This is a genomic window from Gibbsiella quercinecans, assembly GCF_002291425.1.
GTDB lineage: Bacteria > Pseudomonadota > Gammaproteobacteria > Enterobacterales > Enterobacteriaceae > Gibbsiella > Gibbsiella quercinecans.
Genome location: NZ_CP014136.1, coordinates 5,262,412 through 5,276,214 on the forward strand (window position 1 = coordinate 5,262,412; position 13,803 = coordinate 5,276,214).

13 protein-coding genes are annotated in these 13,803 nt (G+C 57.3%); 3 read left to right on the forward strand and 10 right to left on the reverse strand.

Going from position 1 to position 13,803, the window contains the following annotated elements:
• Positions 1 to 22 precede the first annotated feature (22 nt).
• From dtpA to rsxD, 5 genes are all read right to left on the reverse strand, one after another.
• Entirely contained in the window at positions 23 to 1,534 is a 1,512-nt protein-coding gene (dtpA, locus tag ACN28Q_RS23925) for a dipeptide/tripeptide permease DtpA (protein ID WP_095848623.1), read from the reverse strand.
• Between the two features lie 570 nt (positions 1,535 to 2,104).
• Positions 2,105 to 2,746, reverse strand: a complete 642-nt coding sequence (gene nth / locus ACN28Q_RS23930; RefSeq protein WP_095848624.1) for an endonuclease III — start codon at positions 2,744 to 2,746, stop codon at positions 2,105 to 2,107.
• Positions 2,746 to 3,444 carry an electron transport complex subunit E gene (locus ACN28Q_RS23935; RefSeq protein ID WP_095848625.1) on the reverse strand — a complete coding sequence of 233 codons (699 nt, stop codon included), beginning with the start codon at positions 3,442 to 3,444 and terminating at the stop codon, positions 2,746 to 2,748. Before ACN28Q_RS23935 ends, nth begins: the two co-directional genes overlap by 1 nt.
• Complete coding sequence (gene rsxG, locus ACN28Q_RS23940; RefSeq protein ID WP_095849180.1) at positions 3,441 to 4,070, reverse strand: electron transport complex subunit RsxG; 630 nt, start codon at positions 4,068 to 4,070, stop codon at positions 3,441 to 3,443. Before rsxG ends, ACN28Q_RS23935 begins: the two co-directional genes overlap by 4 nt.
• 15 nt (positions 4,071 to 4,085) lie before the next feature.
• Entirely contained in the window at positions 4,086 to 5,171 is a 1,086-nt protein-coding gene (gene rsxD / locus ACN28Q_RS23945) for an electron transport complex subunit RsxD (RefSeq protein ID WP_095848626.1), read from the reverse strand.
• A gap of 376 nt (positions 5,172 to 5,547) precedes the next feature.
• Here rsxD and ACN28Q_RS23950 point away from each other — a divergent pair, with 376 nt between their 5' ends.
• Positions 5,548 to 6,441 carry a helix-turn-helix domain-containing protein gene (locus tag ACN28Q_RS23950; RefSeq protein WP_095848627.1) on the forward strand — a complete coding sequence of 298 codons (894 nt, stop codon included), beginning with the start codon at positions 5,548 to 5,550 and terminating at the stop codon, positions 6,439 to 6,441.
• A 39-nt stretch (positions 6,442 to 6,480) separates the two neighbouring features.
• On the opposite strand, the gene rsxC is transcribed toward ACN28Q_RS23950, so the two are convergent.
• From rsxC to ACN28Q_RS23970, 4 genes are all read right to left on the reverse strand, one after another.
• A complete protein-coding gene (gene rsxC, locus ACN28Q_RS23955) occupies positions 6,481 to 8,463 on the reverse strand; it encodes an electron transport complex subunit RsxC (RefSeq protein ID WP_095848628.1) in 1,983 nt (660 codons plus the stop codon).
• Positions 8,456 to 9,031, reverse strand: a complete 576-nt coding sequence (gene rsxB / locus ACN28Q_RS23960; RefSeq protein ID WP_095848629.1) for an electron transport complex subunit RsxB — start codon at positions 9,029 to 9,031, stop codon at positions 8,456 to 8,458. The genes rsxC and rsxB overlap by 8 nt, the downstream gene beginning before the upstream one ends.
• Positions 9,031 to 9,612 (reverse strand): electron transport complex subunit RsxA, encoded by a 582-nt coding sequence (rsxA, locus tag ACN28Q_RS23965; RefSeq protein ID WP_095848630.1) that lies wholly within the window; start codon positions 9,610 to 9,612, stop codon positions 9,031 to 9,033. The genes rsxB and rsxA overlap by 1 nt, the downstream gene beginning before the upstream one ends.
• Positions 9,613 to 9,754: 142 nt before the next feature.
• A complete protein-coding gene (locus tag ACN28Q_RS23970; protein ID WP_095848631.1) occupies positions 9,755 to 10,195 on the reverse strand; it encodes a DUF2569 domain-containing protein in 441 nt (146 codons plus the stop codon).
• A gap of 204 nt (positions 10,196 to 10,399) precedes the next feature.
• Between ACN28Q_RS23970 and ACN28Q_RS23975 the strand changes: the two genes are divergently transcribed.
• Together ACN28Q_RS23975 and ACN28Q_RS23980 are read left to right on the forward strand one after the other, a co-directional pair.
• Complete coding sequence (locus tag ACN28Q_RS23975) at positions 10,400 to 11,440, forward strand: oxidoreductase (RefSeq protein ID WP_095848632.1); 1,041 nt, start codon at positions 10,400 to 10,402, stop codon at positions 11,438 to 11,440.
• Positions 11,441 to 11,602: 162 nt separating this feature from the next.
• Positions 11,603 to 12,604, forward strand: coding sequence for a bile acid:sodium symporter family protein (locus ACN28Q_RS23980; RefSeq protein WP_095848633.1), 1,002 nt, complete (start codon positions 11,603 to 11,605; stop codon positions 12,602 to 12,604).
• Positions 12,605 to 12,739: 135 nt separating this feature from the next.
• Here the strand turns inward: ACN28Q_RS23980 and add are convergent, their stop codons facing one another.
• Positions 12,740 to 13,738, reverse strand: coding sequence for an adenosine deaminase (gene add, locus ACN28Q_RS23985; protein WP_095848634.1), 999 nt, complete (start codon positions 13,736 to 13,738; stop codon positions 12,740 to 12,742).
• Between the last annotated feature and the right edge of the window lie 65 nt (positions 13,739 to 13,803).

Genomic DNA, 13,803 nt, shown 5'->3' on the forward strand with positions numbered 1-13,803 from the left:
CTTTTTTGCTATTGCCACCGGCTTAATTGGCGAGTGCAGGCCGCGTGGCGGTATCGTTAGCTTGCGCCGTATCGCGCGTCATGCGGTTCAGCGTTGGCGCAGTCAGCAGCATCAGCAGTGCGATGACGGCGGTAACCACGCCGATTTGCATAAACACATGGCTATAAATGGCCAGTGAAGCATTGGAATCGGTGATGTCGCTCGGTGCTGCGGTCATGCCGGCCACTTTACCCGCGATGATAGCCGCGGCGGCGGTAGTCAGGAACCAGGAGCCCATGATAAAACCCATCAGGCGCTGCGGCACTAACTGTGCCACCATGGCTAAACCCAGGCCTGAAATCATCAGCTCGCCAACGCTCTGTAGCGCATAGCTTAGAATCAGCCAGTTGACCGAAACAATGCCTTGTTGGTTGGCGAAGCTGGCGCCCAACGGCAGCACCAGGAACGCACAGGAGCATAGCACCATGCCGAAAGCGAACTTGTGCGGCATCGGCAGGCGATCGCCCATTTTATTGTACAGGGTGGCCAGAATAGGGCTGGCCACCATGATCCAAAACGGGTTCAAGGCCTGGTATTGCTCTGGCTCAAAGCGGATACCAAAGATAGCGTGTTCCACGTTATGGATGGCGAAGAAGTTCAACGACGTCGGCATTTGGCTGTACAGCACAAAAAAAACCACCGCTTCCAGCATCAGCAGGAATGCGACGATCATTTTGCGCCGGGCCGCACCGTGCAGCGCAAAGGTTTCTTTGGCAAAAATGATCACAATGCCCAGCGAAATCACCGCCAGCGCCCAGCGCGCCACGCTTTGGTTATGCAGCAACCAACTGGAGACCGCAACCAGAGCAACCACACCGGCCAAAACCAGCAGCAGCTTTTTTACCTGCAGCGGGGCGAAGTCCGGTGTTGAGCCATGTGCCCGCACCCATTTTCTGCAGAACATAAAGTTAATCAGGGTTAACAGCATGCCGAGCACGCTCAGCGAAAACGCCACGTTCCAGCCGTAATGCGCGACCAGCCAAGGGGTTGCCAGCATCGAGAAAAACGAGCCCACATTGACCGACATGTAGTACATGGTAAAGGCGCCATCAAGACGAGGATCATCTTTGGCGTAGCAGGTGGCAAGCAACGAAGACGGGTTCGCCTTGAACAGGCCGTTACCTACCGCGATGGTTGCCAGGCCCAGGTAAACCCAGAAGATGTCGTGGCCGGAATACGCCACCATCGCATAGCCCACGGCCAGCACCAGCGCGCCAAGCACAATGACGCGTTTCGTTCCCAGCACTTTATCTCCCAGCCAGCCGCCGATGGCGACAAAACCGTACACCAGCGCGCTGAACGAGGAGAACAGGGTAATTGACTCGGCTTCGCTCAGGCCGAGCATATTGACCAGATAAACGGCCATGATGCCTTGCAGGCCGTAATAGCCGAAGCGTTCCCACAGTTCGATGGAGAATATCAGGTAAAACGCCCGTGGTTGTTTGAACGCGTTAAGGCTAACGTTTTCAGGTTGTGAGTTGTTTGCTGTCGACACGAATGCCTCTTTTTTTATTAAGCGTATAAAGTGGTGAAAATCACGGCGAATACGGTGAGGGCGGTACTTCTTCCGTAGGGTTTCGCACAACATAGCCGCGTAATGTTCACGATCTTTGTCAACGGGGCAATCACTTTTTTATATCTGGTTACATATCAGTTTTATGGTTTTATGTGAACAAATTGAAAAAATATATCGTATAAAATAGGGTATTTCCTTGATCTGTAGGTTTTTATATTAGCTGAGAGCCTGCTTTGTTTTTTTTAGCGCATTACCCTGTGTTTTTAAGTTTTACATTTATTTAATTCCGTTTAATTATTAATTGTCGGATTGTTATTCTGGTAATTTTGCTTTTTTGGCGTTTTATCGTCTGATTTTTTATAGCGTGTGTTTGTCTGGCATTTAGGCTGTGTGGTATGTGCCGATCGGCTATTTTTTTGCCATAATTCTTGTCGAGAATTAATTAAACGAGAAGAGTTTCTCGGATCGATGGCGGCCGTGGGCGGTAAGTGCGCGCCGCAGTTCAGATGAATGCAGTGGAACGATGGGCGCCGGCGCGCCCGGGAGGGGCTAGGCTTCGGGGTAGATCTTTTCCGGAAACTCGCACAGATCTTCAATAATACAGGAGCCGCAGCGCGGTTTGCGGGCGATACAGGTATAGCGGCCGTGCAGAATAAACCAATGGTGGCAATCAACCTTGAATTCCGCCGGCACCACCTTCAGCAGCTTTTCTTCCACCTGCTCGACGTTTTTCCCCGGCGCAAAACGCGTCCGGTTGCAGACGCGGAAGATATGCGTATCGACGGCAATGGTTGGCCAACCAAAGGCGGTGTTCAACACCACGTTGGCGGTTTTGCGCCCCACGCCCGGCAGTGCCTCCAGCGCAGCGCGGTCCTCCGGCACTTCACCGCCGTGTTGTTCCAACAGAATGCGGCAGGTTTTGATGACGTTTTCCGCCTTGCTGTTAAACAGGCCGATGGTTTTGATGTATTCCTTTACCCCATCAACCCCCAGCGCCAGTATCGCGGCGGGGGTATTGGCCACCGGATACATCTTGGCAGTGGCTTTGTTGACGCTGACATCGGTTGCCTGCGCCGAAAGCAGCACGGCGATCAGCAGCTCGAACGGGGTGGTGTACACCAGTTCGGTGGTCGGGTGTGGGTTGTTATCACGTAAACGGGTGAGGATCTCCCGGCGTTTTTCTTTATTCATTACGCTTTCTCTGCCTGCCCATGCGCCAGGTTGGTTTCAGCCAGCGCGGCTTTGGCTTTACGCGCTTTCATTTTTTCATCAATCAGATACTTGGCCGCCAGCATCATGCCCAGGCCGATAAACGCGCCGGGCGGCAGCATCGCCAGCAGGAACGGGCTGTCGAAGTGCACCACTTCAATCCGCAGCACTTTGGCCCAACTGCCCAGCAGCATATCGGCGCCGTCAAACAGCGTGCCGTTGCCCAGCAGTTCACGTAGCGAGCCCAGTACGAACATCGCGCAGGTCGCCCCCAGGCCGGTGGCGCAGCCATCCAACGCCGACAGGCCGACAGGCTTGCGCGAGGCGATCGCTTCGGCACGGCCCACCACGATACAGTTGGTAACGATCAGCGGGATAAAAATCCCCAGCGATTGATACAAACCGAAGGCGTAGGCATTGATCAGCATCTGAACGATACTCACCACCGCGGCAATAATCATCACGTAAATCGGAATACGCACTTCGTTCGGCACCCAACGGCGCACGGCAGAAATGGAGGCGTTGGTCAGCGTCAGCACCAGTGTGGTTGCCAGCCCCAGCCCCAGCGCGTTGGTGGCGGTTGAGGTGACCGCCAGCAGCGGGCATAGGCCCAGTAACTGGACCAGCGCGGAGTTGTTCTTCCATAACCCCTGAACGATTAACTCTTTGGCTTCACTCATTCGCTGGCTCCACAGGAAGGTAAGGTATCAAGTTTAGGTGGTAGCGTTTCCAGGTACAATGCCGTGCGGCGCACGGCGTTAACCACCGCGCGCGGCGTGATGGTCGCACCGGTGAACTGATCGAACATCCCGCCGTCTTTTTTCACTGCCCAGCGGGCGTCATCCGGGCCGGTGATTTTCTGGCCGCTGAAGAAGGTGATCCAATCGCTGATGCGCAACTCGATTTTATCCCCCAGGCCCGGTGTCTCGTGGTGCTCCACGACGCGGGTGCCCAACACGGTGCCGCTGAAATCCGCCCCCACCAACAGTTGGATCGCGCCGGAATAACCGTCCGGCGCGGTGGTTTCGATAGCCGCCGCCACCGGTTGGCCATATTTACGCGCCAGGTACAGGCGGTGCGGCGCGGCATTGCCGAGGGCAGGATCGCTGACCAGAAAACAGTCGGCCTGCATGTGGTTATCGTAGTGTTCCGGCGGCACGACCTGATCGAGCAGCGCCTGCTGCTGCAGCGCCGATTGATGGGCAATGGTTTTCTGCGTTAGCGCATTGACCACTGCCGTTAACCCGGTGGTGACCGCGGCAAATATCGCCAAACGGGTGCCATGCTTTCTCATTGAGCTCAACATCATGATCATGGCTCCTTAGCGTTGGCCGTACACGCGTGGGCGCGTGTAGTGGTCGATGAGCGGCACGGTGATGTTGGCCAACAGCACGGCGAACGCCACCCCGTCAGGGTAACCGCCATAGACGCGGATAAGCCACACCAGCAGGCCAATCAGCGCACCATAAATCAGCCGGCCACGCGGCGTGGTCGAGGCGCTGACCGGATCGGTGGCGATAAAGAACGCGCCGATCATGGTGGCGCCAGAAAACAGGTGAACCAGCGGCGGCGCCTGGTGTGTGGGGTTAATCCACCAGGCCAGCGTAGCGCAGACGGCGATCGTCAGCAGCATACTGCCGGGGATTTGCCAGTGGATCAACCGCCGGCCGAGCATAAACAGTCCGCCGGCCAGGAAGCCGATATTGACCCACTGCCAGCCAATACCGGCCAATAGGCCGCCAAACATCGGCTGCTGCAGGAGCTGTTCCACCGAGTGGCCGCTGCGCAGGCCGGTTTTAAAGCCGTCGAGCGGCGTGGCCTGGCTTACGCCATCAACCCCCATCTGCAGTTCGTGCATGGTGGCGCCCTGTAGCGTATGGCCGCTGAAAATGGTTATGATGACATCCTGGAACGGCAGTGCGCTGGCGCGCAGCGCTTCCGGCGGCAGCCAACTGGTCATCTGCACCGGAAAAGCAATCAATAACACCACATAGCCGACCATCGCCGGGTTGAACGGGTTTTGCCCCAGGCCGCCGTACAACTGCTTGGCGATGACGATGGCAAACACGGTGCCGATAACGATCATCCACCACGGCGCCAGCGGGGGCAGGCTGACGCCGAGCAGCAATGCGGTCAGGAGCGCGGAGTTATCCGCCAGCCGTGCGCGCACCGGCTGCTTACGCAGCGCCAGAATGGCGCCTTCGGCCAACAGCGCCACGGCCATCGCCAACGCGGTCTGCACCAGGGTGCCATAGCCAAAGAACCACAACTGTGCCACCATCCCCGGAATACAGGCCAGCATGACCCACAACATAATGTGGCTGGTGCTTTGCTGGTTGTGGGTGAACGGGGAACTGGCGATGTGTAAGCCTTTGGCGGCTGTCTGTTGTACTGGCCTGAACTTCATACAGTCACTGCACCTATCTTTGCCATACTCACGGCATGTTCATGCGCCAAGCGGGGCGCCGGAAAAATTCTAGCGCCGCATTCTACCGCAATCATCGCGTGGGTAATACGTCTTAATCATAGGGATATAGGGGTTTTTCGCCGCGGCTGGCCCGATGTGGCGCTTTTCGCCGCTGTGTTCTTCTGCCGCGCCACGGAGCACCGTAACGATTCGCCAGAAAGCGCTAACGTGGCCCTTTAGGCTCAATGAGTTACGATTAGTGTTGTAACTTAATGAATATAATATTATTTTTAAACATGGTCGCACAAAATAACAACTTTCACCTGATCCTTACGGATTATTATCCTATTCCTTACTCAGTAGTGAATGAATTCTAATGACGAAAGAAGCCGTTTTTTTTATTGAAGAACTCATTGAGTGGGTAGAGCTGCACCTGGAGCAGCGCCCAAGTCTTGATGAGGTGGCTCGTATCTCTGGCTATTCGAAATGGCATTTGCAGCGGAAGTTTAAACGCACCACCGGTGTGCAGCTTGCGACCTACATCCGTTTGCGGATCCTGACGCGCGCCGCCGTCGCGTTGCGCATCACGCGCCGTTCCATTATTGATATCTCTGATGAGCTGGGCTTTGATTCGCAACAAACCTTCACCCGCATGTTCAAACAGCGTTTTGGCACCACGCCCAACCGTTACCGTTCGATGGAACATTGGGACGTCAGTAAACTGATGCCGCGTTTTCGCTTTGACGCGGAATACGGTAACGGCTACTACCCGGAGATCAGGCGGCAGATACTGCCGGCGTTACAACTGGTGGGGTTTAGCCGGCGCTTGGATTTTGATACGCAACAGGCGATCGAACATTCGTCCTGCCTTGCGATGAAAGACGAAATTTTCAATGATTTTTTCAAAGGGCTGAGCGTAGATTGCCGCAAGGTTTACAGCTTGCGCACGCCTAACCCCAGTGCCGCCGGTGAATGCTCGTCAACCCTGGTGATGGCGGTCGATCCGCAACATCGGCAAGACATTGTCTCTGGCCACCAGATTGAAACTATTCTTGTGCCAGAACGTGAATACATGGCGATTTCTCATCAGGGCACGGCCAAAGAGTGTTTGGAGTTTTTTTCCTACCTGATCTCCAACGTGATGCCGGGGCTGCGTGATGAAGTGAAAGGCAGTATGGAAATGGAGATTATTGAAATCAAAGCCTGGGATTTGGATTTAAAACTACGCGAAATTGATGTGAGTTATACCTACCTGATTTCAATTGACTAACCATGGCCGTGCCTTGTATTTGCCAAGGCACGGCGCCTGTCACTCTTCCTCGGCTGCCGCTGACCGTTCCGCCTGCTGCGCGGCCTTTTTGGCCTTCACACGGGCGATGGCGGCGGCCACCGCGGCTTTACGTGGGTCTTCATCCTGCGCGGGTTGGGCCACATCTGCGGTTGCGGCGCTTTCTACCTGCTGCGCGGCTTTTTTCGCCTTCACGCGAGCAATGGCGGCAGCTACTGCGGCTTTGCGCGGATCGTCTTCCGGCGCGGGCTGGGTAGCGTCTGCGATTGTGGTGCTTTCCGCCTGCTGCGCGGCTTTTTTCGCCTTCACGCGAGCGATAGCGGCCGCTACCGCGGCCTTGCGCGGATCGTCTTCAGCGGCCGCGGCGCTGGAAACCGGCGCGGGTTGCGAGGCTTGCTGCGCACGGCGCTCGCGGGCTTGAGCCTTGCGCGCTTCGCGGGCGGCGATCATCGCACTCTGGTCCATCTCGCCGGCGGGCGTGTCGGCCGGTGCCGCCTGGGTGCGCACGCGCGCCAGGGCAGCCTGCACCACATCCTGATCGGTCTCGGTCAGTTTAACCGCCGCTTTACGGTGGCGTTCTTCACGCGCCAGTTTTTCACGCGCCAGCCGCGCTTGCTTGGCTTCAAAGCGTGCTTTGGCCTCTGCGTTGCGGGCGGCTTCCTGATCGATCGCTTTTATTTCGGCTTTCTCCTGGCGGTAGTACTGCACCAGGGGAATATTGCTGGGGCAGACGTATGCGCAGGCACCGCATTCAATGCAGTCGAACAGGTTGTGGTTGCGGGCTTTTTCATGCTCTTCGCCGCGGCTAAACCAGTAAAGCTGCTGCGGCAGCAGGCCGGCCGGGCAGGCGTCAACGCACAGGCCACAGCGGATACAAGACTGTTCGGGCTCTTCCGCTGCGATCTCATTATGGGTCGGCGCCAGGATACAGTTGCTGATTTTAACGATCGGTACGTTGAGGGCCGGCAGGGTAAAGCCCATCAGCGGCCCGCCCATGACGACCATTTGTTGGCCTTGTGGCTGGAAACCGGTGAACGCCAGCAAATGCTGCACGGGGGTGCCGATACGCGCCCACAGGTTGCCCGGCTGCTGGATAGCCTCGCCGGTCAGGGTGACCACGCGCTCAATCAGCGGCTCACCGTTAATAATCGCCCGCTTGATGGCGAATGCGGTACCGACGTTTTGCATCAGCACACCGATAGCCGAGGAGTGTTTGCCCTGCGGCACTTCCTTGCCGGTTAAAATCTTGGTGAGCTGTTTGGCACCGCCGGAAGGGTATTTAGTCGGGATCACCCGCAACTGGATAGCCTTGTTGCCGCGCAATGCCTGTTTCAGCGCGGCAATCGCTTCCGGCTTATTGTCTTCAATGCCGATTAGCGTTGTCGTCGGCTGCAGCAGGTAGCGCAGGATCTCGGTGCCTTCGATGATCTGGTCCGCGTGCTCTTGCATCAAGCGATCGTCAGCGGTGATATAAGGTTCGCACTCGGCGGCGTTAAGGATCAGTGTCTCGACGCCTTTCAACCCGCCTTGCAGTTTGCTGGCGGTCGGGAACCCGGCGCCGCCCAGGCCGGCAATCCCGGACTGGTGAATACGGTGGATCAGATCGGCCGCATCGTGCTGGCGGTAGTCGGTGATGGGGTCTAACGGGCACCAGCGGTCTTCACCGTCGGGCTGGATGATCACGCACAGCTCCTCCAGCCCGGAGGGGTGGGCGGTGATATGCGGCGCAATCGCGCTGATGGTGCCCGAGGTGGGGGCGTGTACCGGCAATGTGCGGCCACGGCCCACGGTCAGCGGCTGGCCTTTCAATACCCGATCGCCGGCCTGAACGCACAGTTCGCCTTCCGGCCCCAGATGCTGCTGCAACGGGATCACGAAGGTTTCGGGCAAGGGTGCGGTGCGCAACGGCGTGCAGCTGGACTGCGTTTTCATTTCCGGCGGGTGGATCCCACCGTCAAAATCCCAGATGCGGTCTTTCTTTAACGCGGCAAACAGATTAAACATGTTGCTCCACCTGAATCACATGCACAGGAATTGTTTTCATATCCCATTTCCAGTTGGCGGTAGTGGTGGCAACCGGCCGCATTTCAATACAGTCTGTCGGGCAGGGCGCAACGCACAAATCACAGCCGGTGCAGAGATCGCTAATTACCGTATGCATGGCGCGAGTTGCGCCGACAATGGCATCCACGGGGCAGGCTTGAATACACTTGGTGCAGCCGATGCAACTGGCCTCGTCGATATAGGCGACCTTGCGCACCGGTTTACTTGCTTCTTCGCCGCCATCCAGCGGCTGCGGCTCAACGTTGAGCAGTTCGGCCAGCTTCAGCATGACGCCTTCGCCGCCGGGCGCGCATTTGTTGATTTTCTCGCCGTTGGCCACTGCCTCGGCATACGGGCGGCAGCCGGGGTAGCCACACTGGCCGCACTGGCTTTGCGGCAACACATCATCGATCTGTTCGGCGACCGGATCTTCTTCCACGGCGAAGCGGCGCGCGGCAAAGCCGAGCAGCATGCCAAACAGCAACCCAAGCGCGCTGAGCGCGGCAATCGCAATCCATAAAGCGCTCATTAGAATTTTACCAGCCCGCTAAAGCCCATAAAGGCCAGAGACATCAGCCCGGCGGTAATCAGCGCGATGGATGAACCGCGAAACGGCGCCGGCACATCGGCAACCACCAGGCGCTCACGGATGGCGGCAAACAGCACCATCACCAGGGAAAAGCCCAGCGAGGCGCTAAAGCCGTATACGGCGGATTGCAGGAAGTTGTGGCCAAGGTTGATGTTCAGCAACGGCACGCCCAGCACCGCACAGTTGGTGGTGATCAGCGGCAGGAAAATCCCCAGCAGGCGATACAGCGCCGGGCTGGTTTTGCGCACCACCATTTCGGTAAATTGCACCACCACGGCGATAACCAAAATAAACGCCAGGGTGCGCAGATACACCAGATCCAACGGCAGCAGGATAGCGTGATCGATGATCCAGGCGCAGATTGAAGCCAACGTGATGACGAAGGTGGTGGCCATACCCATACCGATGGCACTCTCAAGCTTCTTGGACACACCCATGAAGGGGCACAGGCCAAGAAACTTCACCAGAACAAAGTTATTCACCAGTACGGTGCCAACAAACAGCAGCAGGTATTCGGTCATTGCAACGCCTAAAAAAATAAAAGCCGCCTATTATCGGGAATCAGCGGCCTAACGACAACATATGAATTGCAGGGATATTCACGCTTTGGCGCCGGATGCGCACATTTTACCCTGCATTAGTGCATTTGGCGCACTCGCTGCGTCACAGCTCGGTAAAGGTGCCTTTCACCCGCACGGAACGCTTCATATACGGCACCAGCAACGCGGCCATCAGCAATGGCCAGAACAGGCCGCGCACCGCCACCTCATCCGGCACCGGCGAGAAGGCAAAGGCTTTAACCGCCAGCAGTACGGTCAGCAGTAACCATAGCATAAACAGCTTGGGGAAGCGGCGCGAGCGGTGGCAGAACAGCCACAGCAACCACAGCGTGTAACACCACATCAGCAGCGTCGTGGCCAGCGAAATATACCACTGAAGCGTAAACGCCTGGGCATTGGTCAACAGATATTCACGCGATTCCGGCGTAATGAAAGCCATGGTATACAGGGCCAACATCAGGCTGGCGCTCAACAACGTGACGATCAGATAGGCCATTGGGGCCAGTAGCCAGCCGCCGATGCGAGTGTATTCAGCTTGAGACATAACGCTCCAGAAAGGTGCCAATGCGATTAGCCGCATAGCTTAACGGCTAAAAAGGCGTTCGTCACTCTTAACTGGCATAGCCGGCGGTAACGCCAAGATCGCCGGTGAAAGGGATTGGGGCCGCGTGGCTTGAATTACCGCTTGTTCCCGCCGGCATCATAGTGTCAAATCAGAGAGGATGAAGTGTCCTTTTGAGGAAACACCATGAGTGAAAAAATTCGTGTCGGGCTGGTGGGTTATGGTTTTGCCAGCAAAACATTTCATGCGCCGCTGATTGCCGGCACGCCGGGCCTGGAGCTGGCTGTGATATCCAGCAGCAGCGCCGAGAAAGTGCAGGCGGACTGGCCAGCGATGGCCGTGGCCGATAACCCGCAGGCGCTGTTTGCCGATCCGTCGCTGGATTTAATCGTTATTCCTACGCCGAACGATACCCACTTCCCATTAGCGCAGCAGGCGCTGGCCGCCGGCAAACATGTGGTGGTGGATAAACCGTTTACCGTGACGTTGTCACAAGCTCAATCGCTGGAACAGCAGGCCGCGCAGGCGGGCAAACTGCTCTCGGTGTTTCATAACCGCCGCTGGGACAGCGACTTTCTCACCGTCAAAGCGCTGCTGGAAGATGGCACGTTGGGCGAGGTGGTTTACCTTGAGTCGCATTTTGATCGCTTCCGGCCGCAGGTGCGCCAGCGTTGGCGCGAACAGGGCGGTGCCGGCAGCGGCATCTGGTACGACTTAGGCCCGCATTTGCTCGATCAGGTGCTGCAGCTGTTTGGCAAACCGCAAACCCTGTATGTCGATCTGGGCGAACTGCGCCCGGGCGCGCAGGCGGTGGACTATTTTCATGCCGTGTTAAATTATGGCCAACGCCGCGTTGTGCTGCATGGCACGCTGGTGGCGGCCTCTGCCAGTGCGCGTTTTATTGTACACGGCACCCAGGGCAGCTACGTCAAATACGGTGAAGATCCGCAGGAAGCTCGGCTGAAAGCCGGCGAGCGGCCGCCACAGGCCGACTGGGGGTATGATATGCGTGACGGCGTGGTGACGTTGTCACAAGATGAACTGCTGGCGGAAAAGCCGCTGTTGACCATTCCAGGTAATTACCCGGCCTACTATGCTGCTATTCGCGATGCGATTAATGGCATCGGGGAAAACCCCGTGCCGGCCAGCCAGGCGATTGACGTCATGGCGCTGATTGAACTGGGCATCGCTTCCGCCAGCCAGGGGAAAACCCTGCCGGTAGCCTGAAGTTGCTTCCCGGCATTCACGGCCATCGTATCGAAAACCGTGAAGCACTGTGATTCAGTGGCGGTAGGCGCAGTTTGCCCGCCGGAGTAATCATCATAACCAATGCGGGTTGGTGCATCCCAACCCGTTATTTTTTTGTTCAACGTTGAGGAAAAACGATACATGTCCTGGCTGCAGCGCTTGCGCATTGATAAATTTTTATTGGTGATGGTCATGGTGGTGATCATCGCCTCCATTTTTCCCTGTGAAGGGATCTGGAAAGTCTTTTTCGATCGCCTGACCACGGTGGCGATCGCGCTGCTGTTCTTTATGCACGGCGCCAAGCTGTCGCGTCAGGCGATTATGGCCGGCATGGGGCACTGGAAACTGCATCTGGTGGTATTCCTCAGTACCTTTGCGCTGTTCCCATTACTGGGGCTGGCGATGAACCTGCTGGTGCCGGGGGTGATGTCGCCCACGGTTTACCTTGGCTTCCTGTATCTGTGCGCCTTGCCGGCGACCGTGCAATCGGCGATTGCCTTTACCTCTGCGGCCGGCGGTAACGTGGCGGCAGCAGTTTGCAGCGCGTCGGCATCCAGCATTCTGGGGGTTTTCCTGTCACCGCTGCTGGTCGGTGCGCTGATGCACACCCAGGACGGCAACATTGACGTATGGCATGCGATTGGCGCGATTATTTTGCAGTTGATGGTGCCGTTTGTCATTGGCCACCTGGCGCGGCCGCTGATCGGCAAATGGGTTGATCGTCATCGCAAGATGATTAATATCACTGACCGGTCATCAATTCTTCTGGTGGTGTATACCGCTTTCAGCGCGGCGGTGGTAGAAGGCATTTGGCACCAGATTGACGGCTGGTCACTGTTGGTGATTTTGGTGATGTCGCTGGTGCTGCTGGCGTTTGTGCTGGTGGTGAATACCTATGCTGCACGCTGGTTGGGCTTTAATACCGCCGATGAGATCACCATCGTCTTCTGCGGTTCGAAAAAGAGCCTGGCGAACGGGGTGCCGATGGCCAACGTGCTGTTCCCGGTGGCCGCCGTTGGCGCCATGGTGTTGCCGCTGATGATTTTCCACCAGGTGCAGTTGATGGTCTGTGCGGTGCTGGCGCAGCGCTATGCGCGCAAAACCGCCGCACAGGCGGCGGCTGAAGAGGCAAAAACGGCCTGATGCCAGGCTGCGGGAATTACAGCGTGGTGATGGCGCTGGTGGCTTATCTGGAACAGTGTTGGCGCGAGCAGGGGACGCTGCCGCCGTTAAGCGCGGAATAACCATCAGGGGCGAAAGCCCCTGATGCGCAATCAATCAGCCTTGCACTTTGGCGCGCAGCGCCTGCTTTTCCTGTTCGCTCAGAAACGCCATTTTTAGGCCGTTTTCCTGTGCGGTGCGGATTTCTTGCTGTGTTAACCCGGCTTGCGGGGCGGCGACACGGTATTCGTGCTCAATTTCAATGCCCTGAACCGCGGGATCGTCGGTGTTGATTGATGCGGTTACCCCATGGCGCAGGAATTGGGCCAGTGGGTGCTGCGCAAGGGAAGGCACGGTGCTGGTTTGGATATTGGACGTCAGGCAGGATTCAATGCCGATGCCCTGTGCCGCCAGGTAATCCATCAACGCCGGATCCTGGATTGCTTTTACGCCGTGGCCGATGCGCTCGGCGCCCAGTTCGCGAATCGCTTGCCAGATGCTTTCCGGGCCAGCGGCTTCGCCTGCGTGCACCGTGATCCGCAGCCCGGCGTCGCGGGCGCGCTTGAAGTGGCTCAGGAACAGCGTGCCGGGGAAACCCAGCTCATCGCCGGCCAGATCCAGCGCGGTAATGCCGTCGCGGTGCGCCAGTAAGCCTTCCAGCTCTTGCAGGCAAGCCTGTTCACCGAAGGTCCGGCTCAGGATGCCGATCAGGCGCACATCAATATCATGATCGCGGCAGCCGGAACGGATCCCATCGATCACTGCTTCAACCACGCCGGCCACCGGCAACTGGTGCTTCATCGCCATGTAGTAGGGCGAAAAGCGCAGTTCCGCATAATGCAGCCCGGCGTTTACCGCATCCTCAACGTTTTCGTAGGCCACGCGGCGGCAGGCATCCAAATCGCCCAGCACCGCCACGCCCCAATCCAGCTTTTGCAGGAAGCTCACCAGATCCGGCTCGGTATGGGTCACTTGCACATGCGGGCGTAGCGTCTCCAAATCTTCGGCCGGCAGATCCATAGCAAACTGGCGACCAAGTTCGAGAATAGTGTGCGCACGGATGTTGCCGTCAAGATGGCGGTGGATATCGGTAAGCGGTAGGCGGGAATCAATCATGATGTGCACTCGTCGTTTTGGTATGGGTAAAGTGCAGAGCAGTATAAAAACAAACGGATGAAAAT